This window comes from Streptomyces canus 299MFChir4.1 (assembly GCF_000383615.1).
GTDB classification, from domain to species: domain Bacteria; phylum Actinomycetota; class Actinomycetes; order Streptomycetales; family Streptomycetaceae; genus Streptomyces; species Streptomyces canus_C.
Genome location: NZ_KB911584.1, coordinates 392,283 through 416,482 on the forward strand (window position 1 = coordinate 392,283; position 24,200 = coordinate 416,482).

The window sequence follows — 24,200 nt, forward strand, 5'->3', positions numbered from 1 at the left end:
CAGCCCCCCACGCACCCGCACCCGAACCCGTCACCCCACCGACGAGTAGGCCACAACCCCCCGCAGCAACAGATCAACAGCCTTGCGCGCGTTCTTCGCGACCGTCGACCCCTCGCCCCCGGAAACCGGCGCCGCCGCCGAGATCTGCCCCAGCACGTCGATCACCTGCTTGCACCACCGCACGAAGTCCCCGGCCGGCATCTCCGCCTCCCGCAGCACCTCGTCCAGCCCCTTGCCGGAAGCCCACATGTAGGCGGCCCAGGCGAACCCGAGGTCGGGCTCACGCTGGCCGACCCCCTCGGTCTGGTTGATGCGGAAGTCCTCCTCCAGGGCGTCCAGCCGCCCCCAGATCCGCACCATCTCGCCGAGCGCGGCCTTGGCCTTGCCGGACGGCACCTTGGGCGCCATGGCGTCGTCGCCCACGCGGGACTCGTACACCAACGCCGACACGCACGCGGCCAGTTCGGCGGGGCCGAGCCCCTCCCAGACGCCTTCCCGCAGGCACTCGCTGGCCAGCAGATCGAGCTCGCCGTACAACCGGGCCAGCCGCTTGCCGTGCTCGGTGACCTCGTCGGCACGCAGATAGTCCAGCTCGGTGAGCAGGGCCACGATCCGGTCGAAGGTCCGCGCGATCGTGTTCGTGCGCCCCTCGATGCGCCGCTCCAGCTGCGAGGTGTCGCGCAGCAGCCGGTGATAGCGCTCGGCCCAACGGGCGTGGTCCTCGCGGTCGTCGCACCCGTGGCAGGGGTGCGCCCGGATCGCCGTCCGCAGCCGTGCGATCTCGCGGTCGTCGGCGGCCTGCGCGCGCTTCTTGCGGGCCCGCTCCGGCGGAATGTGCCCGGCCTTGGTGCGCAGCGCGGAGGCCAGGTCCCGGCGGGACTGCGGCGAGCGGGGGTTGAAGGACTTGGGGATCCGCATCCGCTCCAACGCCTCGACCGGCACGGGGAAGTCCATCGAGGCGAGACGCTTGACCTGCCGCTCGGCGGTCAGCACCAGGGGCCGGGGGCCGTCGTGGTGCTCGAAGCCCCGGTGGCCGTTGGACCGCCCGGCGGGCAGGCCCGGGTCCAGTACCAGCGCGAGACCCGCGTACTTGCCCGTCGGCACGTGGATGACGTCGCCCGGCTTGAGCTTCTCCAACGCCACGGCCGCCTCGGCCCGCCGCTGGGAGACTCCCTGCCGGGCCAGCTCCGTCTCGCGGTCCTTGAGCTCGCGGCGCAGCCGCGCGTACTCCTCGAAGTCGCCGAGGTGGCAGGTCATGGAGGCCTTGTAGCCGTCGAGCCCCTCCTCGTTGCGGTGCACCTGCCGGGAGATCCCGACGACCGACTTGTCGGCCTGGAACTGCGCGAACGACGTCTCCAGGAGCTCGCGCGAGCGGTGCCGCCCGAACTGCTCCACGAGATTGACCGCCATGTTGTATGACGGCTTGAAGCTGGAGCGCAGCGGGTACGTGCGCGTGCCGGCCAGTCCCGCCAGGTGCTCGGGGCTGCTCCCGCGCTGCCACAGCACCACCGCGTGACCCTCGACGTCGATGCCGCGCCGGCCCGCACGCCCCGTCAGCTGGGTGTACTCACCGGGTGTGATGTCGGCGTGCTGTTCGCCGTTCCACTTGACGAGCTTCTCCAGCACCACCGAGCGCGCGGGCATGTTGATGCCCAGCGCGAGCGTCTCGGTCGCGAACACGGCCTTGACCAGGCCGCGTACGAACAGCTCCTCGACGACCTCCTTGAACGTCGGCAGCATGCCCGCGTGATGGGCCGCGATACCGCGCTCCAGGCCTTCCAGCCACTCGTAGTACCCGAGGACGTGGAGGTCCTCGTGCGGGATCGACGCGGTGCGCTCCTCGACGAGGGCGCGCACCTTGCCCCGCGCCTCGTCGTCGTTGAGCCGCAGCCCCGCGTACAGGCACTGCTGTACGGCCGCCTCGCACGCGGCGCGGCTGAAGATGAACGTGATGGCGGGCAGCAGCCCCTCGGCGTCCAGCCGCTCGATGACCTCGGGCCGGCTCGGCGTCCACACCTTCGACCGCTGCCGCCGCTCGCGCTCCCGGTCGGCCTCGCGCATCGCCCGGCCGCGCCGGCGGTCCTGGTACGACGGCCGCTGGGCCTCCATGCGGGCCAGCCGCGCGAGATCGGGGTTGACGGCCTTCTTGTTGCCCTCGCCCTCCTCGAACAGGTCGTACATCCGCCGTCCGGCGAGCACGTGCTGGAACAGCGGCACGGGCCGGTGCTCGGAGACGATCACCTGGGTGTCGCCGCGGACGGTGTCGAGCCAGTCGCCGAACTCCTCGGCGTTGGACACGGTGGCCGACAGCGACACCAGAGTCACCGACTCGGGGAGGTGGATGATCACCTCTTCCCATACGGCGCCCCGGAAGCGGTCGGAGAGGTAGTGCACCTCGTCCATCACCACGTATCCGAGGCCGAGGAGGGTCTGCGAGCCCGCGTAAAGCATGTTGCGCAGCACCTCGGTGGTCATCACGACCACGGGGGCGTCGGAGTTGACGCTGTTGTCGCCGGTGAGCAGGCCGACCTTGTCCGCGCCGTAACGGCGGCTGAGGTCCGCGTACTTCTGGTTGGACAGCGCCTTGATGGGGGTGGTGTAGAAGCACTTCTTGCCCTGCTGGAGGGCGAGGTGGACGGCGAACTCGCCGACGATCGTCTTGCCGGAGCCGGTGGGGGCGGCCACCAGCACGCCCTTGCCCCCTTCGAGAGCCTTGCAGGCCTCGATCTGGAAGGGGTCGAGACCGAAGTCGTACATCTCGCGGAAGCCCGCGAGCGCGGTGGCCTGCTCGGCTGCCCGCAGGCGGGCTGCCGCGTACCGCTCGGCCGGTGAGAGGTCCTCTGTCATCGTGCTTTCGAGCGTACCCGGCGCCACTGACAACAGGACGATCATTATCCGGATCGGGGTGCGCGAAACCTGCCCTTCACGCAGTTCAAGGGCCCACCACGGACACCGCCCCGCGGACACAGCGCGCGCTCAGCGGCAGCGGCCCGAGCGGCTCGCCGTCCGCGTACCCCGTGACACCCTCCGCGGTGATCTCGACCTTCGCCGCCTTCAGCACGGTGACCTTGGGATGGTCGACGTGGGTGCCCCGGTACACGCGCGGGAACACCCGCAGCAGGGTCGTACGGCTGCAGTCGCCGACCACGGTGATGTCGAACAGCCCGTCGGTGAGGTCCGCGTCCGGGCAGATCCGCATGCCGCCGCCGTACGACGATCCGTTGCCGACGGCCACCAGGGTCGCCTCGACCTCGTGGACGGTGCCCTCGTCGAGCGTGATCCGGTACGGGAGGGGCCGGAAGGCGGCCAGTTCGGCGAGCATCGCGAGGTCGTACTTGAGGCGGCCGGTGGGCCATCTCATCCGGTTGCCGCGGTCGTTGACGCGGGAGTCGAAGCCGGAGGCGAGGACGGTGCCGAACCAGTGGTCACCGGCCTGCCCCAGGTCGGTGTCGTGGACGCGGCCCTGCTTCAGCGCCTCGGCGATGAGCCGGCCCGCGGCGGCGGGGTCGCGTACCGGCAGCCCCAGTGCTCGGGCGAAGTCGTTGCCGGTGCCGGCGGCGACCAGACCGAAGGGGGTGCGGGTGCCGGCCACGGCCTGCAGGGCGAGGTTGGCCATGCCGTCGCCGCCGACCGCGATCAGAGCGCCGGTGCCGCCGGTGACGGCTGCACGCGCGCGTGCGAGGGCGTCGGCGGCGTCCACGCCCAGTATTGTCCGCACGGCGAAGCCCGCCGCCCGCAACGCCGAAGCGGCCGGCTGCGCCGCGTGGGCGCCCCGGCCGCGGCCCGCGGTGGGGTTGACGAAGAGGGTGATCTCGCTGGTCACGGAAGTGACCTTACGAGCCGCTTCCCTCTCGTCAGGTCACGTCGTCATAACCGTTGACCCGGTCCGTGCCCGACTGCTCGGGCAGCGCCCGGCTCGCGGAGACGGTCTCGACCTCGCCGATGTCCTCGGGCGTGAGATCCAGGTCGGAGGCCTCGTCGTCGTCAGGCCCCTCGGCCTCGCGGCGGCGCCTGCGCCGGTCGTTGAGCAGGGAGAACGCGGTCGCGGCGAAGTACAGGACCCAGATCGGCGCGGCGAGCGCCAGCATCGTGAGCGGGTCGGTGCTCGGTGTGGCGACGGCCGCGAACACGGTGATGGCCATGATCATGCCGCGCCACCAGCCGAGCATGCGCTTGCCGGTGATCAACCCGGTGAGGTTGAGGAAGACCAGCAGCAGGGGCAGCTCGAAGGAGAGGCCGAAGACCAGCACCATGCGCAGGACGAGGTCGAGCAGGTCGTCCAGCGGCAGCAGGTTGGAGGTGCCGCCCGGGGTGAAGCCGATCAGCACCTGCGCCGTGGTCGGCAGGACCGTGTAGGCGAAGTAGGCGCCGACGAGGAAGAGCGGGGCGCCCGTGCCGACGAACGCGTACGCGTACTTCTTCTCGTGCCGGTGCAGACCGGGGGCGACGAAGGCCCACAGCTGGTAGAGCCAGACCGGGGAGGCGGCGACGACGCCGGCCATCAGCGACACCTTCAGGGCCAGCGTGAAGGGCGCCAGGAGGCCGTTGATCGTGATCTCGGCGCACGGCTTGGTCGACTGCGTCGACTTGGCCAGCTCCGCGAAGGACTTGTCACAGCCGACCGAGTCGAGGATCGGCTTGGTGATCAAGTTGATGATGTCGTTGTAGAAGAAGGCGGCGACGACCGTGATGGCGACGATGGCCAGTATCGCCTTCGCGAGCCGGTTGCGGAGCTCACGAAGGTGGTCCGCGAGAGGCATCCGCCCCTCGGGATCCCTCTCCTCTTTGCGGGCAGACTTGAGCAACCCACGTTCCCATCTCGTGCGGGCGGGCCGGTGATCACCGGCCCCGCGTCAGCGCTTGGTCGTGTCCGTCGGCTCGGAGACCGGGCGCGAGCTCGTCACGTCGCCGGGGGAAGCCTGGATGGTGCGCTGAGCCGGGGTCTGCTCGTCGGTGTTGGGCGGGCCGGCAGGAGTGGCCGTGCTGCTGCCCTCGTCCTTCATCGCCTTGGCCTCGCTCTTGAGGATGCGAGCGGACTTGCCGAGCGAGCGCGCCATGTCGGGAAGCTTCTTCGCGCCGAACAGCAGGATGATGACGACGAGGATGAGAATGATCTCGGGGGCGCCGAGCCTTCCGAACATAAGTCTTTACCTTCTCACCGAGGCGGCTTGTGGGGTGCTGTCCGACCGGTCGGACATGTGTCCGATCAGTCGTCCTGACAGCGATCGTAACGCTCAGGGGTGAACGCCTGGCAATCCCTGTGCGTACTCCCGGTTCGCGGCCGAGCCTCGTTATCCGGACCGCGACCAGCAGCGTACCTGCCGACCCCGCCACGATGACAGGGCGAAGTGTCCCAAAACGCATGCGCCGCTCGACTCACACCCAACTCTCAGCCGTATTCACAGGGAGTCGACAGAACGGGTCGTGCTCACCGCCGCGCGCTCCAGATCCTCCGCGGCCCTGCCGATGCGCTGCGCGGAGTCCGCGACCTGGCGCCCGAGACGCTGGGCCTCCAGGAAGACCCGGACGGCGAGCACACAGAGTACGGCGAGACCCACGAAACCCACAGCTACCGCGAACATCGGCCAGAACATGGCACCGAGCCTAGAGGGTGGAGTGCAGCCGCAGCGTACGGACCCCGCCGCCGGTCAGCAGCTCCACGATCCGCTCGCCGGCGGGCTTGCGGACGGCCGCACCGCACTCGGGGCAGGTGAAGGAGTAGAAGGTGGTGCGGCTGGTCGCGCCGATGGCGAGGCGGAAAGCGCTGGCGGCCAGCTCGAACCGCTCCCGGCAGTCCGGGCAGCCCGCCTTGAAGGTCACCGGAGCCGCGCTTCTCATGCCTGCGAAGGCGGCAGCCACCGTGATACCCGCACCGGACGTCACCGACTCGCTCAAAGCCCCTGCTCCCGCCTGTCGTACTGACCGTCGCCCGGCCCGTCGTCCTGACCGTCGCGCCCCGCGTCCGCCGCCTGCGCGCCCCGCGCCTCGACCCCGTCGTAGGCCGCCAGGGCCTCGCGGGCCGCCTCGCGGGCGCTGTCCGCGAGGTCGCGCGGCGAGACGATACGGCCGTCGCGGCCGAGCCGGAGCGCCAGCCTGCGCAGCGATGCCGGGTCGGGGGTGCGGAGGGTAATACGCAGCCCGCCGTCGGAAAGCTCATCCGCACTGTCGTGCGGGTAGTACTCGGCGACCCAGCGGCCGCCGGGACCGACCTCGACGACCACCTCGGGGTCCTCGGCCGCGGGCTGCACCAGCCCCTCCGACAGGTCCCTGAGCTCGACCTCGGGCGGCGCGGACGGCTCGTCGAGGATCTTGATCTCGGCGACCCGGTCGAGCCGGAAGGTGCGCCGCGCCTCGGAGCGGCGGCACCAGGCCTCGACATAGGTGTGGCCCACGCTGACCAGGCGGATCGGGTCGATCTCGCGCTCGGTGAGCTCGTCACGGGCGGGCGAGTAGTAGCGGATCCACAGCCTCCGCCGCTCGGAGATGGCCCGGTCGACGTCCGCGAAGACACCGCCCTCGGCCTCGAAGGTCACCGAAAGCCGGGAGCTCGCGCCCGCCTGTTCCCCGGCCGCGGTCTCCACCTTGGCGGTGGCCCGCAGCAGCGCCTGCCGGTCGCTCTCCCTGAGTCCGGGCAGCGTGGAGACCGCGCGGGCGGCCACCAGCAGCGCGGTCGCCTCGTCGGCGGCGAGCCGCAGCGGCTCCGCTGTCTCCTCGCCGAGGGCGGCGGGGTTGTGCCACCAGATCCGCTCGCCGTCGGTGTCGATGTCGAGCAGGTCGCCGCCGCGGAAGCTGGTGCCGCACATGGGCAGCACATCGAGGTCGGAGACCAGCTCGTCCTCGGTGATCCCGAAGGCGCGGGCCACGTCCTCGACCCGCGCTCCGGGACGCTCCTTCAGATAGGTCACCAGCGAGAGCATCCGCCGGGTCTGGTCGATGGCGTTCGTGGGCCTGACCGGTTTGCCTGCCACAGTTCTCTTCCGCTCCCCCTCAGCCCTTGGCCACGGCACGCAGCCGGTCCACCACGTCGGCCCGCAACTCGGCGGGCTCCAGGACCACCACGTCGGGACCGAACTCCACCAGCCAGGCATCCAGGCCGTGGCCGTACGGAATCTCCAACTCGTCCCAGCCGTCGCCCAGTTCCCGCACCGAGGTGGCCTTCGCCCGCAAGGGGTACCCGGCGCCGGTGCGCAGCCGGATCCGCGCGCTGCGGTCGGCGGTCTCCCCCGCCCAGCTCGCCACGGTCTCGCGGACGGTGACGACATCGGGGACCGGGGCCGTGAACCGGGTGCCACGCGAGCGCACCTTGCCGGTGATCCGGGAGAGCCGGAACACCCGCTCGGCGCCCCGGTCCCGGTCGAAACCGGCCAGGTACCAGTGGCCGCGCCAGCACTCCAGCGCCCACGGCTCCACGTGGCGCGGCTCGGGGCGGGCGGCGGTGGCCTTTCGGTAGTCGAAGACGACCGGGCGGCGGTCACGGCACGCGAGCATCAGCGGCTCGAAGGAGGCCTCATGCACCGGGATGCGCGGCTCCAGGGCGCCATGCGCCTCGTACGGGTCGACGTCCTCGGGCAGCCCCGCCGCGCGCAGCTTCTGCAGCGCGCCGCTGGCCGCGCCGGCGAGCCGGGCCTGCTGCCACACCTTGGCGGCCAGGCCCAGGGCGGCGGCCTCCTCGGCGTCGAGGGTGATGGGCGGCAGCCGGTTGCTGTCCCGGCGGGCGAGATAGCCGACTTCGCCGTCGAGGTTCTCAACGGTCTCGATCACGAGCCCGAGTTCGCGCAGATCGTCCTTGTCGCGCTCGAACATCCGGTTGAAGGAGTCGTCGGAATTGGCTTCCAGGTAGGCCTCGATGGACTCCCTGAGCTCGCGCTTGCTCAGCGGCCGTCGCGTCCCGAGCAGACACAGCGCCAGGTTCATCAGCCGCTCGGCCTTGGCAATGGCCATCGACGCCTTCGCCTCCCTATGGTGCTTACGGACGATGACCGTACCGCCCCGAAGGATCAGGGCAAAAGCCGAGGGCCCATGCCCGGACAGGCATGGACCCTGGTCGATCAGGTCCGGTCGGATGTCGTACGGCGATCCGACCGCGACGCGACCTCTTACGGCTTCTCCGGTGGCTCCGGTACGACGATCAGACGCCGAGGAGGTCGACCACGAAGATCAGGGTCTCACCGGGCTTGATCGCCGGGGTCGGGCTCTGGTTGCCGTAGGCGAGGTGGGCCGGGATGGTCAGCTGGCGACGGCCGCCGACCTTCATGCCCTGCACGCCCTGGTCCCAGCCCTTGATGACCCGACCGCCGCCCAGCGGGAAGCGGAACGGCTGACCACGGTTCCAGCTGGCGTCGAACTCCTCGCCGGTGCTGAAGGCAACGCCCACGTAGTGGACGGTGACGGTCTGGCCGGCCTGCGCAACCTCGCCGTCGCCCTCCCAGATGTCCTTGATCTCCAGGTCCGCCGGGGGCTCGCCGCCCGGGAAGTCGATCTCGGGCTTGTCGATGCTCACGTCACTCGCTCCTGCTTGTTCACGGAAAGGCAACAGGGACCAGTCTTACATCCCTGCCGCGTGGACCGGCGCGCATGTCCCCCGTGCGTCACATCTTCGCGAGGATGTCCACGGTGAAGACCAGTGTGGAGTCCTTCTCGATGCCGCTGCCGGCCGGCGGGTTGTCGCCGTAGCCCAGCTTCGGCGGGATGGAGATCAGCACCCGGCTGCCGACCTTCTTGCCGGTCAGACCCTGTGCCCAGCCCTTGACGACCTGCTGCAGCGAGAACGACGCCAGCTGCTTGCGCTTGTACGTCGAGTCGAACTCCTTGCCGCTGTCCCACACCACGCCCTTGTACTGCACGAGCAGCGTGCTGTCGGCCGCGACCTCGTCGCCGTCGCCCTCGATGACGTACTCCGACACCAGCTTGGCGGGCGCGTCCGTCTTGGGGATCTCGATGGAGGGGGCCTTGCCGTCGGTGTTGGTGCCGACCTTGGGCAGCTTGGCGTCGTCCTGGGCGACGGTCTTGCCCTTGGCGGAGCTCTTCGCGTTGAAGGTGTTCTGCACGTCGACGACGAACACCAGCGTGTCGGTGCCCTTGATACCCGCCTGCGCGTTGCCCTGCTTGCCATATCCCCAGGTGGGCGGGATGGAGAACTCGACGCGGCTGCCGGCCTTCTTGCCCGCCAGGGCGTACCGCCAGCCGTCGATGATGCTGTTCTGCGCGAGCTGGATGACCAGCGCCGTCTTGCGGTCGTAGGAGTTGTCGAAGACCTTGGCCGTGCTCCAGATCTGCCCCAGGTAGTGGGCCTGGATGTAGTCGCCCTCGGCGATGGTGGTGCCGCCGCCCGCGATGACCGTCTTGACGGCGAGGTCCTTCGACGGGTCGCCGCTGCCCTTGGCGACCGTCGGCTTCTCACCGAACTTCGTGCCCGCCGTGATCGCCGGCAGCGGACCGGCGACGATCTTCGGTGGCGGCGCCTGGGAGGCCGAGGACGACGGCGAGGGTGACGCGCTGTCGCTCGCCTTGCTCGAGTCGGACTTGTCGTCACCGCATGCGGCGAGTGTGGCCAGTCCTGCGGGAACGGCGATGAGAAGGGAGCGTCGGCGCACGGTGAAAGCCTCGTAATCGGTCGATCTTGTTGATGGCGTGCGCGCAACTCTACGGCGTGAGAAGGGCGCCGTACGGGAAACGTACGGCGCCCGTGTTGCGTTCCGGCGCTGATCCGGAACGCTTTGCTCACATTCCGGCGATCAGTTTCTCGACCCGGTCGTCGACCGATCGGAACGGGTCCTTGCACAACACCGTGCGCTGCGCCTGGTCGTTGAGCTTGAGGTGGACCCAGTCGACGGTGAAGTCCCGGCGCTGTTCCTGGGCCCTGCGGATGAAGTCACCGCGCAGCCGCGCCCGAGTGGTCTGCGGCGGAACGGACTTGCCCTCGAAGATCTTCAAGTCGTTGCAGATACGGGCGGCTTGGCCCTTCCTCTCCAGAAGGTAGTAGAGCCCACGACGGCGGTGGATGTCGTGATACGCGAGGTCTATCTGCGCGACCCGCGGGTGGGACATGGTCATGTTGTGCTTGGCCCGGTACCGCTCGATGAGCTTGTACTTCATGACCCAGTCGATCTCGGTGCCGATGCGGTCGAGGTCCTCCGCCTCGATCGCGTCCAGCGTGCGGCCCCACAGCTCCAGGACCTGGTCGACGGTGCCGGTGCGGATCCCGCGCCGCTCGACGAAGTCCACGGCCTTCTCGTAGTACTCGCGCTGCACCTCCAGCGCGGAGGCCTCGCGACCGCTGGCCAGACGCACCTTGCGCCGGCCGGTGATGTCGTGGCTGACCTCGCGGATCGCCCGGATCGGGTTCTCCAGGGTCAGGTCGCGCATCACGGTGCCCGCCTCGATCATGCGCAGCACCAGGTCGGTCGCGCCGACCTTCAGCAGCATGGTCGTCTCGGACATGTTCGAGTCGCCCACGATGACGTGCAGGCGGCGGTAGCGCTCGGCGTCGGCGTGCGGTTCGTCCCGGGTGTTGATGATCGGCCGGGAACGGGTCGTCGCCGAGGAGACGCCCTCCCAGATGTGCTCGGCCCGCTGGCTGACGCAGTACACCGCGCCCCGCGGGGTCTGCAGCACCTTGCCGGCACCGCAGAGAAGCTGCCTGGTGACGAGGAACGGAATGAGAATGTCCGCGAGCCGGGAGAACTCCCCGTGGCGGGCGACGAGATAGTTCTCGTGGCAGCCGTAGGAGTTGCCGGCCGAGTCCGTGTTGTTCTTGAAGAGGTAGACGTCGCCCGCGATTCCTTCCTCGTGCAGGCGTCGTTCGGCGTCCACCAGGAGTCCTTCGAGAATGCGCTCGCCCGCTTTGTCGTGGGTGACCAGTTCGGTCACGTTGTCACATTCGGGTGTCGCGTATTCCGGATGTGAGCCCACGTCGAGATAGAGGCGTGCGCCGTTTCGCAGAAAGACATTGCTGCTGCGGCCCCATGACACGACACGGCGGAAGAGGTACCGCGCCACCTCGTCGGGAGACAGGCGTCGCTGTCCCCTGAACGTACACGTGACGCCGTACTCGTTCTCCAGCCCGAAAATGCGGCGGTCCATGAGTGAACATTACGCCCGATCCCCCGAGCTGAAACGGGGTTCGGCAGCACGGTTTGGATCATTTTCCGATGAAGCCGCAACCACCGCCCGCCCCACGGGAGCTGACAGGACGCCTCCCGTGACCAGCAGAACCAGCAGCGACACACCCCCCGCGACAGCCGGCACGGCGAAGCCCCACACGGCCCCGCCACCCTCGACGACCGGTCCCGCGAGCCCCGTTCCGACCGAGGCGCCCACCGTGAACGTCGTCACGATCCAGGAGAAGGCCTCGGTGACCGTCCCGGCCGGCGCGTGCCGGTCGACCAGCACGAAGGCGCAGGCGATCACGGGCGCCAGGAACACACCCGCGAGGACCGTCAGCAGCGTCATGGCGACCGCGCCCGGCATCAGCGTCAGCGGCAGGTAACACAACGCCAGAAAGCCCACCAGGACCTGCAGTCGCCGCGCGGGCTCACCGGCCCACTGCCGCGCTCCGTACACCGTGCCGCCCACCAGGGCCCCGAGACCGATCCCGGCCATCAGCCAGCCGTACACCGCGTCCCCGCCGTGCTCGTCCGCGTAGGGCACGGAGGCGACCGTGATGGACCCGAGCGCGATCCCGACGAACAGGAACGCGCCGAGCAGCGCCAGGAGTCCCGGCGAGCGCAGCGCACCGAGCCAGTGCGCCTCACGCGGCCCGGAGCGCCACGCGCGCGAGGGCGGCGACACGACGACGGAGAGCGCCCCGAGGACCCCGATGACATTCAGCACCACCAGCGCCGCCTGCGCCGACCACAGCGACACGCACAGCGTCACCAGCAACGGCCCCACGGTGAACATGATTTCCTGCGCCACCGCGTCCATGGCGTACGCCGTGTGCACCTGGTCCTCCCGGCGCAGCACGCTCGGCCACAGCGCGCGCAGGCCGCCCTCCAGCGGCGGCGTGAAGAGCCCCGCGGCCGCCACGGCCGCGTAGGCGAGCGGGAGCGGATCGGTGCCGTTGAAGGCGAACACGGCCATCGCGAGAGCCGAGAGCACGGCGGACGGGAGCTGCACACGAGGCTGGCCGTGCAGGTCGACGAGACGCCCGAGCACGGGCTGCCCCACGGCGTTGGCGACCCCGTAGACGGCCGCCAGAGCCCCGGCGAGGCTGTACGTACCGCCCTGGTCCCGGACGAACAGCACGATCGCGATCGCCGCGGTGGCGTTGGGCAGCCGGCCCACCAGCGTCCCCGTCAGCAGGCGCGCCGCATGCCTCGCCCTGAGGATCTCCAGGTATCCCGCGGCCATGTCCCGCCTCCAAGTAATACGTATAACGTCGACTCCCATACGTACCATGTGCGCTGTTCGGACGTCCAGACGAAGGAGCGGACCCACGGTGGCACGCAGCAGCACGCGACCGACCAGCCGCGACGTCGCACAGGCGGCCGGCGTGTCCCAGGCCGCCGTCTCCCTCGTCCTCGGCGACAAATGGCGCGGCCGCGTCTCCGAGACCACCGCCGAACGCGTCCGGGAAGCCGCCCGCGACCTCGCCTACCGGCCCAACCTCGCCGCCCGCAACCTCCGCCTCGGCCACACCCGCACCGTCCTCCTCGTCGTCCCCGCCCTCACCACCGAGTTCTTCGCCGGCGTCTACACCGGCGCCGCGCGCGTCGCCGCCGACCACGGCTTCGGCGTCGTCCTGTACCCCTCCCCCGAAGGCATCGGCCCCGCCCGCGACCCCTTCGCCTCCGCCCAGGCCGCCCTCGACGGCGTCATCGCCTCCTCCATGGCCGCCGACGCCCTCACCGCCATCCGCGGCGACCAGCTCCCCCTGGTCATGCTCGACAGCGACCCCTCAGGCAGCCTCGGCGCCGCCACCGTCAACCTGGACATCGCCGACGGTGTCCGCCAGGTCGCCTCCCACCTCCTGGGTCTCGGCCACCGCCGCTTCCTGCACCTCGCCGCCGACGTGCCCTCCTGGACCTTCGAGGTACGCGCGCGTGAACTGGCCGCACAGCTGGCCGCGGTCCCCGGCACCTCCGTCCGCACCGCCCACGCGCCCATCTCGATCGACGGCGCCCTGACCGCCGCCGAAGCCGCCCTCGCCGCACCCGGCCCCCGCCCCACCGCCCTCGTCTGCGACGACGACAAGCTCGCCGCCGGCGCCTACAAAGCCGCACGACGACTCGGCCTGCGCGTCCCCGACGACATCTCCGTCACCGGCCTGGACGACCTCGCCCTCGCCACCGCCCTCGACCCCGAGCTGACGACCGTACGACTGGACGCCGAACTGTTCGGCGAACGCGGCATGCAAGCCCTCCTCGCCGTCCTGGAGGCCCGTGCACCCGACGCGGGAGACATCCCCGTCGAGTTGGTCGTACGAGGCTCCACGGCCCCGCCCAGCCCCTCCTGAACGCCCTGTACCCCGGCCTGGTGATCGGCCGGGGCACAGAAAGGAAACGGTCAGGCGAAACTGAGGGGACTACTCCTCGTCGGAGCCCTCCGCCTCGTCCGAGCTCTCCGCCTCGGTGGACGCACCGCCGGCCTCCAGCAACCGACCGAGCTGACGCCCCACGATGCGCTTGAACTTGCGCTGCTGCGGACGCGTACGGTCCAGCACCGCGACCTCCAGCCGCTCGGCCGGGATCTCCCGCTCACTGCCGTTCGTGTCCCGGGACAGCGCCTGCACCGCCAGCTTCAGCGCCTCCGCCAGGCTCATGCCGTCCTGGTGACGCTGATCCAGATAGCTGCTGATCGTCTCGGCGTTGCCGCCCACCGCGACCGAGCCGTGCTCGTCCACGATGGAACCGTCGTGCGGCAGCCGGTAGATCTGGTCCCCGTCCGGCGTCTCACCGACCTCGGCCACGACCAGCTCCACCTCGTACGGCTTCTCACCGGCCGAGGAGAAGATCGTGCCCAGCGTCTGGGCGTAGACGTTGGCGAGACCGCGGGCGGTGACGTCGGCACGGTCATAGGTGTAACCACGCATGTCGGCGTACCGGACGCCGCCGATCCGCAGGTTCTCGTACTCGTTGTACTTGCCGGCGGCCGCGAAGCCGATCCGGTCGTAGATCTCGCTGAACTTGTGCAGCGCACGGGACGGATTCTCGCCGACGAACACGATGCCGTCGGCATACTGCAGCACGACCAGGCTGCGACCACGGGCGATGCCCTTGCGGGCGTACTCCGCCCGGTCGGCCATCGCCTGCTGGGGGGAGACATAGAACGGCGTCGACACCGGTTATCCGTCCCTTTCTGTGGAAGTCACTGCGATCACCTTGAACAAGACGAGAAGCGCCTACAGCAGCGGGGCCCGCGGGCCGTCGGGCTGCTCCAGCCGCCGCTCGAGAATCGAACGGGCGATCTCGGAGGACTCGTCGTCGGTGAGCCGACGGAAGCCGTCCTCGGTGATCACGGTGACGATCGGGTAGATCCGGCGGGCGACGTCGGGACCACCGGTCGCCGAGTCGTCGTCAGCGGCGTCGTACAGGGCCTGCACGACGAGCGTGGTGGCCTGCTCCTCGGTCAGGTCGCCGCGGAAGAGCTTCTTCATGGCACCGCGCGCGAAGACCGAGCCCGAGCCGGTGGCGGCGAAGTTGTGCTCCTCGGAACGGCCGCCGGTGACGTCGTAGGAGAAGATCCGCCCCCTCTCCCGGTCCACGTCGTACCCCGCGAACAGGGGCACCACGGCCAGTCCCTGCATCGCCATGCCGAGGTTGGAACGGATCATGGTGGACAGCCGGTTCGCCTTGCCCTCCAGCGACAGCTGGGCGCCCTCGACCTTCTCGAAGTGCTCCAGCTCCAGCTGGAACAGCTTCACCATCTCCACGGCGAGACCGGCGGTGCCGGCGATCCCGACGGCCGAGTACTCGTCGGCCGGGAACACCTTCTCGATGTCCCGCTGGGCGATCACGTTCCCCATGGTCGCGCGACGGTCACCGGCGAGCACGACGCCCCCCGGGAAGGTGACGCCCACGATGGTCGTCCCGTGCGGAGCCTCGATCACGCCCTGCATGGGCGGCAGTTGCCGGTTGCCCGGCAGCATCTCCGGCTGGTGCTCGGACAGGAAGTCCATGAAGGACGACGACCCAGGCGTCAGGAAGGCAGCTGGTAGACGCCCGGTGCTACGAGTGTTGGCTTCCACGCGTTTCCTTCCAGGTAATCGGCAGCTCGGTTCATCGCTTCGGGGTCGTCCCCCAACAGGCCGAGGCCGGAATTGCAGTTGAAGCACAGTACGCCTCGGACCCTACCCGTCTTGTGGCAGTGATCCACATGAACGGCGGGAGCCTTCAGACAGATCACGCACAGCCCCATCTGAGAGGCGACCATCTCGTCACGCTCGGCTTCGGTGAGGTTGTAGTGGCGCTTCAGGTGCCCCGCTCGGCCCTCGGCGGCCCGGCACGCTTTACAGCGCGTCGACAACCCATCCGAGGCAGTCGCGTTACGGTGCCATTCGCTCCACGGCTTGACCTCACCGCACTTGAGGCAGAGTTTGTGCCCCTCTGGCACCTCCGCCTTGGGACGAACCTTCCGGCCCAGGCTCTGCTGACGCGTCCGGTGATAGTCGGATGCACAGTCCCGACAGTGCCGCTGCAGACCATCCAGGCTGGACCGTCTACGAGCGAAGGCTGCGTGCGACTTGATCTCACCGCACCGCACGCAGCGCTTTACATCTCCTTCGCTTGCCAAGTCCAGATTCCCCGCAACCTTCGAATCGAAGGCTACTGGCCGCCTTTCTGAACGAATGACCGAACGAAGTCCTCTGCGTTCTCCTCCAGGACATCGTCGATCTCGTCCAGGACGGAGTCCACGTCGTCGCTCAGCTTCTCCTGGCGCTCCTTGAGGTCCTCGGAACCCTGCGTCTCCGCAGTCTGCTCCTCGACCTCCTCGGTGTTGCGTGTGGCCTTCTGCTGTCCGCCGCCGGTGTCCTTGGTCGCCATAACCCCTCACCCCGCTCGGTTCGACGTTCTTGATCAGACCCTACAAGCAGGGTCTGACATCGGCCCCGCAGTTCCTACAACGTACGGGGGCCATCTCGATGATTCCCTCTGGCCGGGTTTTCCACCCTGCGGGACGATCCGGCCCGGGTATCCGTTCAGTTGCCCGACAGGACCCTGACCAGGTCTTCTGCCGTGCGACAGCGGTCCAGGAGCTCCTTGACGTGATTTCGCGTTCCGCGAAGCGGTTCGAGGGTTGGGACCCGCTGGAGCGAGTCCCGGCCCGGGAGGTCGAAGATCACCGAGTCCCACGAGGCCGCGGCGACGTCGTCGGCGTACTGCTCCAGGCAGCGGCCGCGGAAGTACGCGCGGGTGTCCTCCGGGGGCTTGGTGCGGGCCCGCTCGACCTCGTTCTCGTCGATGAGGCGCTTGATGCGGCCGCGGGCCGCGAGACGGTTGTAGAGGCCCTTGTCGGCCCGTACGTCGGCGTACTGGAGGTCCAGGAGGTGCAGCTTGGCGGCGTCCCAGTCGAGGCCGTCACGGCGCCGGTAGCCCTCCATGAGTTCCCGCTTGGCGACCCAGTCGAGCTCGCCGGCGAGACTCATGGGGTCGTGCTCCAGGCGATTGAGGGTGTCCTCCCAGCGGGCGAGGACGTCCTTGGTCTGGTCGTCCGCGTCGGCGCCGAAGCGTTCTTCGACGTACTTGCGGGCGAGCTCGTAGTACTCCATCTGGAGCTGGACCGCGGTGAGTGTGCGGCCGCTGCGGAGGGTGACCAGGCGCTGGAGCGTCGGGTCGTGGGAGACCTGGTGCAGCGTGCGGACCGGCTGGTCCACGGCCAGGTCGACGGCAATGAAGCCGTCCTCGATCATCGACAGGACCAGCGCCGTGGTGCCGAGCTTGAGGTAGGTGGAGATCTCCGAGAGGTTGGCGTCGCCGATGATCACGTGGAGGCGGCGGTATTTCTCGGCGTCGGCGTGGGGCTCGTCGCGGGTGTTGATGATGGGTCGCTTGAGGGTGGTCTCCAGGCCGACCTCGACCTCGAAGTAGTCGGCGCGCTGGCTGAGCTGGAAGCCGTGTTCGTGGCCGTCCTGGCCGATGCCGACGCGGCCGGCGCCGGTGACGACCTGGCGGGAGACGAAGAAGGGCGTGAGGTGGCGCACGATGTCCGAGAAGGGGGTTTCCCGCTTCATCAGGTAGTTCTCGTGCGTGCCGTAGGAGGCACCCTTGTTGTCGGTGTTGTTCTTGTAGAGGTGGATGGGCTGGGCGCCGGGGAGCTGGGCGGCCCGTTCGGCGGCTTCGGCCATGATGCGTTCGCCGGCCTTGTCCCAGAGGACGGCGTCGCGGGGGTTGGTCACCTCGGGGGAGCTGTATTCGGGGTGGGCGTGGTCGACGTAGAGCCGAGCGCCGTTGGTGAGGATGACGTTGGCGAGGCCGATGTCCTCGTCGGTGAGCTGGCTGGAGTCGGCGGCTTCGCGGGCGAGGTCGAAGCCCCGCGCGTCCCGCAGCGGATTCTCCTCCTCGAAGTCCCAGCGGGCCCGGCGGGCCCGGTGCATCGCCGCCGCGTAGGCGTTGACGATCTGGGATGAGGTGAGCATGGCATTGGCGTTGGGGTGGCCGGGGACGGAGATCCCGTACTCCGTCTCGATGCCCATTACTCGCCGTACGGTCATGCGGCCCTCCTTGCCCGGCGGCGCCCTCGTTCGGGGGCGGCGCTCAAGTACCGCTGGCGCTCCGGTGCGTGTGCGGTGCCCGTCCCCGCACTGCGCGACTCGGCGGTACCGAAGAGCCTAGAACGGCTCTGCGCTGGTGGGGAGATCATTTGCGTCATTGCCTTGCTCGCCTTTGTTCCGGTTAGTTGCCTGAAAAACAGTCGGCTGCGGGTACCCCGGTGAGGGCACCCGCAGCCGCCCTGTCTTTACAGGTACTGACCGGTGTTCGCCACCGTGTCGATGGAGCGTCCGGTGTCGGCGCCCTGCTTTCCGGTGATGAGGGTGCGGATGTAGACGATCCGCTCGCCCTTCTTGCCGGAGATACGGGCCCAGTCGTCCGGGTTGGTGGTGTTGGGCAGGTCCTCGTTCTCCTTGAACTCGTCCACGCAGGCCTGGAGGAGGTGGGAGACCCGAAGGCCCTTGGAGTTGTGGTCGAGGAAGTCCTTGATCGCCATCTTCTTGGCGCGGCCGACGATGTTCTCGATCATGGCGCCTGAGTTGAAGTCCTTGAAGTAGAGGACTTCCTTGTCTCCGTTGGCGTAGGTGACTTCCAGGAAGCGGTTTTCCTCGGATTCGGCGTACATGTGTTCCACGGCCGTCTGGATCATGCTCTGGACGGTGGTGGACCGGCTGCCGCCGTGCTCTCCGAGGTCGTCGGAGTGCAGCGGGAGGCGCTCGGTGAGGTACTTGCCGAAGATGTCCTTGGCGGCTTCGGCGTCCGGCCGCTCGATCTTGATCTTCACGTCGAGGCGGCCGGGGCGCAGGATGGCGGGGTCGATCATGTCCTCGCGGTTGGAGGCACCGATGACGACCACGTTCTGCAGGCCTTCGACGCCGTCGATCTCGGCGAGGAGCTGCGGGACGATGGTGTTCTCGACGTCGGAGCTGACACCGGAGCCGCGGGTGCGGAAGAGGGATTCCATCTCGTCGAAGAAGACGATGACGGGGGTGCCCTCGCTGGCCTTCTCACGGGCACGCTGGAAGACGAGGCGGATCTGCCGCTCGGTCTCGCCGACGTACTTGTTGAGGAGCTCGGGGCCCTTGATGTTGAGGAAGAAGCTCTTGCCGGTGGCCTGGCCGGTGACCTCGGCGACCTTCTTGGCCAGCGAGTTGGCGACCGCCTTGGCGATGAGCGTCTTGCCGCATCCGGGAGGGCCGTAGAGCAGGACGCCCTTGGGCGGGCGCAGTTCGTGCTCCTTGAACAGGTCCGGGTAGAGGTAGGGGAGCTCCACAGCGTCCCGGATGGCCTCGATCTGGCCGCCGAGTCCGCCGATCTGCTCGTAGCCGATGTCGGGGACCTCTTCGAGGACGAGTTCCTCGACCTCGCTCTTGGGTACGACCTCGTAGACGTAGCCGGAGCGCGGTTCGAGCAGCAGGGCGTCGCCGGGACGGATGGTGACGTCCAGCAGTGGCTCGGCGAGCCGTACCACCCGTTCCTCGTCGGTGTGCCCCTGCACGAGGGCGCGCTCGCCGTCCTCGAGGATCTCCTTGAGGGTGACGATGTCGCCGACGCTCTCGTACTCCATGGCCTCGACCACGTTGAGAGCTTCGTTGAGCATCACTTCCTGGCCGCGCCGGAGCTCTTCGAGTTCGACGCTGGGGCTGACGTTCACCCGCAGCTTGCGGCCGCCGGTGAAGATGTCGGCGGTGCCGTCCTCGTTCGCTTCGAGGAAGACGCCGAAGCCGGCCGGTGGCTGTGCGAGCCGGTCGACCTCCTCCTTGAGGGCCACGATCTGGTCGCGGGCCTCACGGAGCGTGTTGGCGAGTCGCTCGTTCTGGGCGGACACGCCGGCCAGGTTGGTCTGCAGCTCGACGATCCGCTCTTCGAGAATCCTCGTGTGTCGCGGAGAGTCGGCGAGCTTGCGTCGCAGGACGGCGATCTCCTGCTCAAGGTAGGCAATCTGCCCGGACGGGTCGTCGGACCCTCGTCCCGGGCGGATGCCGCGGTTCATGTCGTCGTCGTGGGCTGCCACGGTCCTCACCTCCTCCAAGGGGAGCTGGACGCTTCCAGACCCTACCTGGGTGGGTGTCGATTGAAACCCCTAGATCACAAAGACGGTAGAGGTGTGTCCGATCTTCACCCTTGCGCTCTCCCTCACGCCAGGGGAATACCCACCGAACAAGATTGGAAAGCTGCCGAAGGTAGGGTCGAAGTGTTCAACACCCGCCAGAGCTGGCCGGATTCCCGTCCAGCTAGGCACATAAACGGCAGGAGAGATGAGAGTGCAGCAGGAGGTCGGGGCCGGCGGCGAGACCCTGGAGGTCTGGATCGATCAGGACCTCTGTACCGGTGACGGCATCTGTGCCCAATACGCGCCGGAGGTGTTCGAGCTGGACATCGACGGTCTGGCCTACGTGAAGGGCCCGGACGACGAGCTTCTGCAGGACAAGGGCGCCACAACGCCCGTACCGCTGCCGCTTCTCACCGATGTGGTCGACTCCGCGAAGGAGTGTCCGGGCGACTGCATCCACGTACGGCGAGTTTCGGACAGGGTCGAGATCTACGGTCCGGACGCAGAGTGACCGGGAAGCCACCCTGCGTGACCGCTGTCTGATTTCTCACAGATGTGCCCGCCTCGGTCAGACGGTGTGCGTGCCCGCTGGGGTCGAGCGGACGAACGCGCCGTCCTTCCACTGCCACTTCGCCTTGTCCGTCACGTCCGGACAGCAACTGGGTACGTCGGACGTGGAGTAGCCGAGCAGGGTCGCGAGGACCGCGCCGTCGCTCAGCGTGAAGTCGGTGACGGTGTTGCGGGTCTTCGGACTCAGCAGGGTGGCGACGACCCGGGGTTCGCCGGTGCCCTTCGCGTGTGTGATGACGTAGACGGCGTCGGGCGGGGTGCCCATGGGGGCGTCGCAGTGCACCACGACGACTGTTTCCGGCCGCCCGTCGCCGTCGAGGTCTCCGGAGACCCGCTTCTGCACCTTCGCCTTGACCGGGCCGCAGTCGATCGGGAAGTGGACGGCCGCGGGGTCGGGCGCCGTAGTGATCACCGGGGCGGTTCTGCCCTCGGGGCCGGCTGCCTGCGCCGCCGTCGCGGTGTGGGGCTGCAGGACCGAGGAGAGGGCCACGACTCCCGCCACGGCGGTGGCGGTGGCGACCCAGTGGATCGGGCGGGTGTGCGTGTGTGCCAGTTCCGGGACGGCGGATTGCTGCACTCGGAGCGTCTCCTGTGAGGGCTGTGCCGGTGGGGGGGTGGCCAGCATGGTGCCACACGTCACAGGTGGGGGGGAACGGCGGGGTGGGTACTTGTGCTGGTTCCCCTGGGAGCGTCTTCTGCCGTTCCCTCAACACGAAGGCGTCGGGGTGGAGTTCCTCTGGTCTGCGGGAACTCCACCCCGACGCCTGTTCGTTGGTTGCGGCACGGGGCCGCCTCAGCGGCCGGAGCCGCCGTCGGCGTTGGGGCCGGTGTAGTCCTCGCCGTAGGCGCCCTTGGCGGGGCGGCGGCGGCGCATGGGCGGCTCGACGCCGTCGGCGAGGCGACGGGCGGTGAGCAGGAAGCCGGTGTGGCCGATCATGCGGTGGTCCGGGCGGACGGCCAGGCCTTCCACGTGCCAGTTGCGGATCATCGACTCCCAGGAGGTCGGCTCGTTGAAGGAGCCGATCTCGCGGATGGACTCCACGGTCCGGGCGAGCTGGGTGGTCGTGGCGACGTAGCAGCACAGGATGCCGCCGGGGACGAGCGCCTTGGAGACGGCCTCCAGGCACTCCCAGGGGGCGAGCATGTCGAGGATGACGCGGTCGACGTCGGCGTCGGACAGGTTGTCCTGGAGGTCGCCGACGGTGAGCTGCCAGGCGGGGTGCGGGCCGCCGAAGTAGCGCTCCACGTTCTGCTGGGCGATCTCGGCGAAGTCCTCGCGGCGCTCGTAGCTGTGCAGCATGCCCTGGTCGCCGATGGCGCGCAGCAGGAAGCTGCTGAGCGAGCCGGAGCCGACCCCGGCCTCCACGACGCGGGCGCCGGGGAAGATGTCGGCGAAGGCGAGGATCTGCCCCGCGTCCTTGGGGTAGACCACGGCGGCGCCGCGGGGCATGGACAGGACGTAGTCGGGGAGCAGGGGGCGCAGCGCGAGATAGGCGACGTTACCGGTGGTGCGGACAACGCTGCCCTCGGGTGCGCCGATCAGCTCGTCGTGCGGGAAGGAACCCTTGTGGGTGTGGAAGTTCTTTCCCTCTTCGAGCGTGAACGTGTAGTGGCGGCCCTTGGGGTCGGTCAGCTGAACCTGGTCCCCGACCTTGAAGGGCCCGCGCCTGCGGGCGGCACCGGTCGGTTCGGACATGTGAACAGCCTACCGGTCCGCGGAGGGGCCGCCGACCACTAGGACGGTCTGGCCATGGCCTTCACGAAGGCGCGTTCCACGTCGGCCGCGGACAGGACACCGTAGATCTCGCCGGTCTCCTCGACGACGAGGTATTCGGTGGCGGGGGTCGCGCGGAGGGTGTCCAGCAGGTCCTCCCCCGCGAGCTCGGCGGAGACGCGCATGCCGTCGGTGATGTCCTGGGCGAGGCCGCTGACGGCGACCCAGGGGCGGCGGTGTTCCGGTACGCCGACGATGGCGGCCTCGCGGACGAGGGAGAGCGGGGTGCCGTCGGCGTCGACGACGACCAGGGCGCGGGCGCCGGCGTCGTTGGCGCGGCGCAGGGCCTCCGAGAGGGGGGTGTCGGTCTCGACGGGGACCGCGCGGCGGGTGAGGGTGCGGGCGCGCAGGTCGGGGAGGTGTTCGCGCAGTCGGGCCATGCGCAGACTGTTGCCGGCGCCGGTCCAGATGATCGCGGCGAGGATCGCGGCGAGCAGGGCGTCCATCACGGTGTCCATGCCGACGTTGTCCTCGGCGGAGGAACCGAGGGCTCCGGACTGGGTGAGCAGCGGGAGGCCGATGAGGACGCAGACGGCGAGGGCGCGGCCGACCCAGGCGGCGGCGATGGTGCCGCTCATGGGCCTGCCGGTGATCTTCCAGACGACGGCGCGGAGCATGCGGCCGCCGTCGAGGGGGAGGCCGGGCAGGAGGTTGAAGGCGGCCACGATGAGGTTGGAGACCATCAGGCCGGCGAGCAGGACGCCGGGGACCGTACCGGGTTCGACGGGCTGCATGGCGACGTAGAAGACGCCGGCGAGGATCAGGGAGAGCAGCGGGCCGACGAAGGCCAGCACGAACTCCCGGCCGGGGGTCTCGGCCTCCTTCTCGATCTCGGAGACGCCGCCGAAGAACTGCAGCTGGATGCGGCGGACCGGGAGCTTGAAGCGCAGGGCGGCGACGGTGTGGGCCAGCTCGTGGACGAGCACGGAGGCGTAGAAGGCGACCGCGAAGAAGAGGGAGACGAGGTAGCGGGCGGCGCCGAGCTCCGGGAGCACACGGTCCAGTTGGCCGCCGAACACCCAGGTGATGAGTGCGGCGACGAGGAACCAGCTCGGGGCGACGTAGACGGGCACGCCGAAGGGACGGCCCATCAGCAGCCCGCCGCGCGGCTGGGGGGACTGGGGCGGCGGGTTCTTGGGGGCGCCGGAGTGGGCGAGGGTGCGGTGCTCGTCGGTGGTGCGGGGTTCGCGGGGCGCTTCGGGCTGAGGCAGGTCGGCGCGCTCGCCGGTGTCGGCCTCGGGGGCGGGCGGATGCTCTTCGTCCCCGGTACCGGTCTCGCTCCCGGAGGCCGGGACTTCGGCGGGTGCGGGGGCGCTGTCGGACGTCGACGGGTCCTGGGCTGCGTTGCCGTCCGCGGCCGGCTGTCGTACGGGGTCGGTGGCGCCGTCGGTGGACGGGTCGGCGGCTGGGCTCCCGGTCTCCTGCGGGTCAGGGGTCGTGGGCCCTGCGTGGGGCTTGGTCGGCCGGTCCGTGCCGGACCGCGGCTGCCCGCTCCCGCCGCTCTCGTCCACGATGTCCCCTCGTTCGAAGCGTCCTCCGCGCCTGCCGTGCGGAAGGTCTCGGGTCGATGGTATGCGGCGGTCGCTGCGCGTTCCGCCCCGGCACCCCCCGTGTTTCCTCAGGAACCACGGCGGTCACAGCCGCGAATGGGTCACTGTCAGTGGCGGGCCGTATGGTCTGTGGTCATGGAGACGAGCACGGAGGGCGTGACCGAGGCCGCCGATGACGAGGCGACGGCGGAGGCGGTGATCACTGCGCGGGCCGGGACGGCGGAGGCGGCGGGCCCGACCGGGCCCCGGACGGCACCTCCGCCGGTCTCGGAGGGTCAGCAGGGCGCGGACGCGGCTGACGGGGACGCGGCACGGCCCGCGACGGGTGACGCGTTGAACCCGGCCGAACCCGGAACCACCCCGACGACGGTCGCGGACGGTCAGCGCGTCGCGACCCCGGCCGACGAGGACCCGGGGGCGTCCGAAGCGGCGGACGCGGCCCAGTCCGTGACGCGTGCCGCGCCGAACGCCGGGCCCGCAACCGCCGCGACATCCATCACAGCCGGTCACCACGGCGCCTACCCGGCCCACGAGGACCCGGCAGCAACCCAGACAACGGTCGCAGCGCAGCCCACGACGAGTGACACGCCGAACCCGGCCGAACC

Annotated in this window: 23 protein-coding genes and 1 pseudogene; 3 read left to right on the top strand and 21 right to left on the bottom strand. The window is 69.5% G+C overall.

Annotated features, from left to right (window positions below; genetic code table 11):
• Positions 1 to 30: 30 nt before the first annotated feature.
• The 12 genes from H293_RS0109850 to H293_RS0109905 form a co-directional block, all read right to left on the bottom strand.
• Positions 31 to 2,892, bottom strand: coding sequence for a DEAD/DEAH box helicase (locus H293_RS0109850; protein ID WP_020117705.1), 2,862 nt, complete (start codon positions 2,890 to 2,892; stop codon positions 31 to 33).
• Between the two features lie 40 nt (positions 2,893 to 2,932).
• A complete protein-coding gene (locus tag H293_RS0109855) occupies positions 2,933 to 3,823 on the bottom strand; it encodes a diacylglycerol kinase (protein WP_020117706.1) in 891 nt (296 codons plus the stop codon).
• Between the two features lie 31 nt (positions 3,824 to 3,854).
• Positions 3,855 to 4,805 carry a twin-arginine translocase subunit TatC gene (gene tatC / locus H293_RS0109860; RefSeq protein WP_028807708.1) on the bottom strand — a complete coding sequence of 317 codons (951 nt, stop codon included), beginning with the start codon at positions 4,803 to 4,805 and terminating at the stop codon, positions 3,855 to 3,857.
• A 48-nt stretch (positions 4,806 to 4,853) separates the two neighbouring features.
• Positions 4,854 to 5,141 carry a Sec-independent protein translocase subunit TatA gene (gene tatA / locus H293_RS0109865; RefSeq protein ID WP_020117708.1) on the bottom strand — a complete coding sequence of 96 codons (288 nt, stop codon included), beginning with the start codon at positions 5,139 to 5,141 and terminating at the stop codon, positions 4,854 to 4,856.
• 258 nt (positions 5,142 to 5,399) lie between these two features.
• Complete coding sequence (locus H293_RS0109870; protein ID WP_020117709.1) at positions 5,400 to 5,594, bottom strand: hypothetical protein; 195 nt, start codon at positions 5,592 to 5,594, stop codon at positions 5,400 to 5,402.
• Positions 5,595 to 5,604: 10 nt separating this feature from the next.
• Complete coding sequence (locus H293_RS0109875; protein WP_028807709.1) at positions 5,605 to 5,895, bottom strand: hypothetical protein; 291 nt, start codon at positions 5,893 to 5,895, stop codon at positions 5,605 to 5,607.
• Positions 5,892 to 6,968 (bottom strand): helix-turn-helix transcriptional regulator, encoded by a 1,077-nt coding sequence (locus H293_RS0109880; protein ID WP_020117711.1) that lies wholly within the window; start codon positions 6,966 to 6,968, stop codon positions 5,892 to 5,894. The genes H293_RS0109875 and H293_RS0109880 overlap by 4 nt, the downstream gene beginning before the upstream one ends.
• Before the next feature lie 19 nt (positions 6,969 to 6,987).
• Positions 6,988 to 7,941 carry a helix-turn-helix transcriptional regulator gene (locus H293_RS0109885; RefSeq protein ID WP_020117712.1) on the bottom strand — a complete coding sequence of 318 codons (954 nt, stop codon included), beginning with the start codon at positions 7,939 to 7,941 and terminating at the stop codon, positions 6,988 to 6,990.
• A gap of 187 nt (positions 7,942 to 8,128) precedes the next feature.
• The gene (locus tag H293_RS0109890; RefSeq protein WP_020117713.1) at positions 8,129 to 8,500 is read right to left on the bottom strand and encodes an FKBP-type peptidyl-prolyl cis-trans isomerase; all 372 of its coding nucleotides are present in this window, start codon (positions 8,498 to 8,500) and stop codon (positions 8,129 to 8,131) included.
• 88 nt (positions 8,501 to 8,588) lie between these two features.
• Positions 8,589 to 9,593, bottom strand: coding sequence for an FKBP-type peptidyl-prolyl cis-trans isomerase (locus H293_RS0109895; RefSeq protein ID WP_020117714.1), 1,005 nt, complete (start codon positions 9,591 to 9,593; stop codon positions 8,589 to 8,591).
• A gap of 127 nt (positions 9,594 to 9,720) precedes the next feature.
• Positions 9,721 to 11,082 (bottom strand): Pup--protein ligase, encoded by a 1,362-nt coding sequence (pafA, locus tag H293_RS0109900; protein WP_020117715.1) that lies wholly within the window; start codon positions 11,080 to 11,082, stop codon positions 9,721 to 9,723.
• Positions 11,083 to 11,091: 9 nt separating this feature from the next.
• Entirely contained in the window at positions 11,092 to 12,351 is a 1,260-nt protein-coding gene (locus H293_RS0109905) for an MFS transporter (protein WP_020117716.1), read from the bottom strand.
• Between the two features lie 88 nt (positions 12,352 to 12,439).
• Here H293_RS0109905 and H293_RS0109910 point away from each other — a divergent pair, with 88 nt between their 5' ends.
• Positions 12,440 to 13,456, top strand: coding sequence for a LacI family DNA-binding transcriptional regulator (locus H293_RS0109910; protein ID WP_020117717.1), 1,017 nt, complete (start codon positions 12,440 to 12,442; stop codon positions 13,454 to 13,456).
• Between the two features lie 69 nt (positions 13,457 to 13,525).
• Here H293_RS0109910 and prcA read toward each other — a convergent pair whose 3' ends face one another.
• From prcA to arc, 6 genes are all read right to left on the bottom strand, one after another.
• The gene (gene prcA, locus H293_RS0109915; RefSeq protein WP_020117718.1) at positions 13,526 to 14,281 is read right to left on the bottom strand and encodes a proteasome subunit alpha; all 756 of its coding nucleotides are present in this window, start codon (positions 14,279 to 14,281) and stop codon (positions 13,526 to 13,528) included.
• Between the two features lie 60 nt (positions 14,282 to 14,341).
• Positions 14,342 to 15,187, bottom strand: coding sequence for a proteasome subunit beta (prcB, locus tag H293_RS0109920; RefSeq protein WP_028807710.1), 846 nt, complete (start codon positions 15,185 to 15,187; stop codon positions 14,342 to 14,344).
• A complete protein-coding gene (locus H293_RS54650) occupies positions 15,139 to 15,732 on the bottom strand; it encodes an endonuclease VII domain-containing protein (protein ID WP_028807711.1) in 594 nt (197 codons plus the stop codon). Before H293_RS54650 ends, prcB begins: the two co-directional genes overlap by 49 nt.
• A gap of 32 nt (positions 15,733 to 15,764) precedes the next feature.
• Positions 15,765 to 15,983, bottom strand: a complete 219-nt coding sequence (locus H293_RS0109930; protein WP_020117720.1) for a ubiquitin-like protein Pup — start codon at positions 15,981 to 15,983, stop codon at positions 15,765 to 15,767.
• Positions 15,984 to 16,138: 155 nt separating this feature from the next.
• Positions 16,139 to 17,650, bottom strand: coding sequence for a depupylase/deamidase Dop (dop, locus tag H293_RS0109935; protein ID WP_199790145.1), 1,512 nt, complete (start codon positions 17,648 to 17,650; stop codon positions 16,139 to 16,141).
• A 245-nt stretch (positions 17,651 to 17,895) separates the two neighbouring features.
• On the bottom strand, positions 17,896 to 19,662 hold the full coding sequence (gene arc, locus H293_RS0109940) for a proteasome ATPase (RefSeq protein WP_020665687.1): 1,767 nt from the start codon (positions 19,660 to 19,662) through the stop codon (positions 17,896 to 17,898).
• A gap of 244 nt (positions 19,663 to 19,906) precedes the next feature.
• Between arc and H293_RS0109945 the strand changes: the two genes are divergently transcribed.
• Positions 19,907 to 20,212 carry a ferredoxin gene (locus H293_RS0109945; RefSeq protein WP_033415324.1) on the top strand — a complete coding sequence of 102 codons (306 nt, stop codon included), beginning with the start codon at positions 19,907 to 19,909 and terminating at the stop codon, positions 20,210 to 20,212.
• A gap of 57 nt (positions 20,213 to 20,269) precedes the next feature.
• Here H293_RS0109945 and H293_RS0109950 read toward each other — a convergent pair whose 3' ends face one another.
• From H293_RS0109950 to H293_RS0109960, 3 genes are all read right to left on the bottom strand, one after another.
• On the bottom strand, positions 20,270 to 20,848 hold the full coding sequence (locus H293_RS0109950) for a hypothetical protein (protein WP_020117725.1): 579 nt from the start codon (positions 20,846 to 20,848) through the stop codon (positions 20,270 to 20,272).
• A gap of 216 nt (positions 20,849 to 21,064) precedes the next feature.
• Positions 21,065 to 21,967, bottom strand: a complete 903-nt coding sequence (locus tag H293_RS0109955) for a tRNA (adenine-N1)-methyltransferase (protein ID WP_020117726.1) — start codon at positions 21,965 to 21,967, stop codon at positions 21,065 to 21,067.
• A gap of 38 nt (positions 21,968 to 22,005) precedes the next feature.
• Positions 22,006 to 23,556 carry a site-2 protease family protein gene (locus H293_RS0109960; RefSeq protein WP_020117727.1) on the bottom strand — a complete coding sequence of 517 codons (1,551 nt, stop codon included), beginning with the start codon at positions 23,554 to 23,556 and terminating at the stop codon, positions 22,006 to 22,008.
• A 174-nt stretch (positions 23,557 to 23,730) separates the two neighbouring features.
• On the opposite strand from H293_RS0109960, the pseudogene H293_RS49300 reads away from it, so the two are divergent.
• A pseudogene (locus H293_RS49300) lies at positions 23,731 to 24,200 on the top strand (hypothetical protein); the annotation flags it as partial.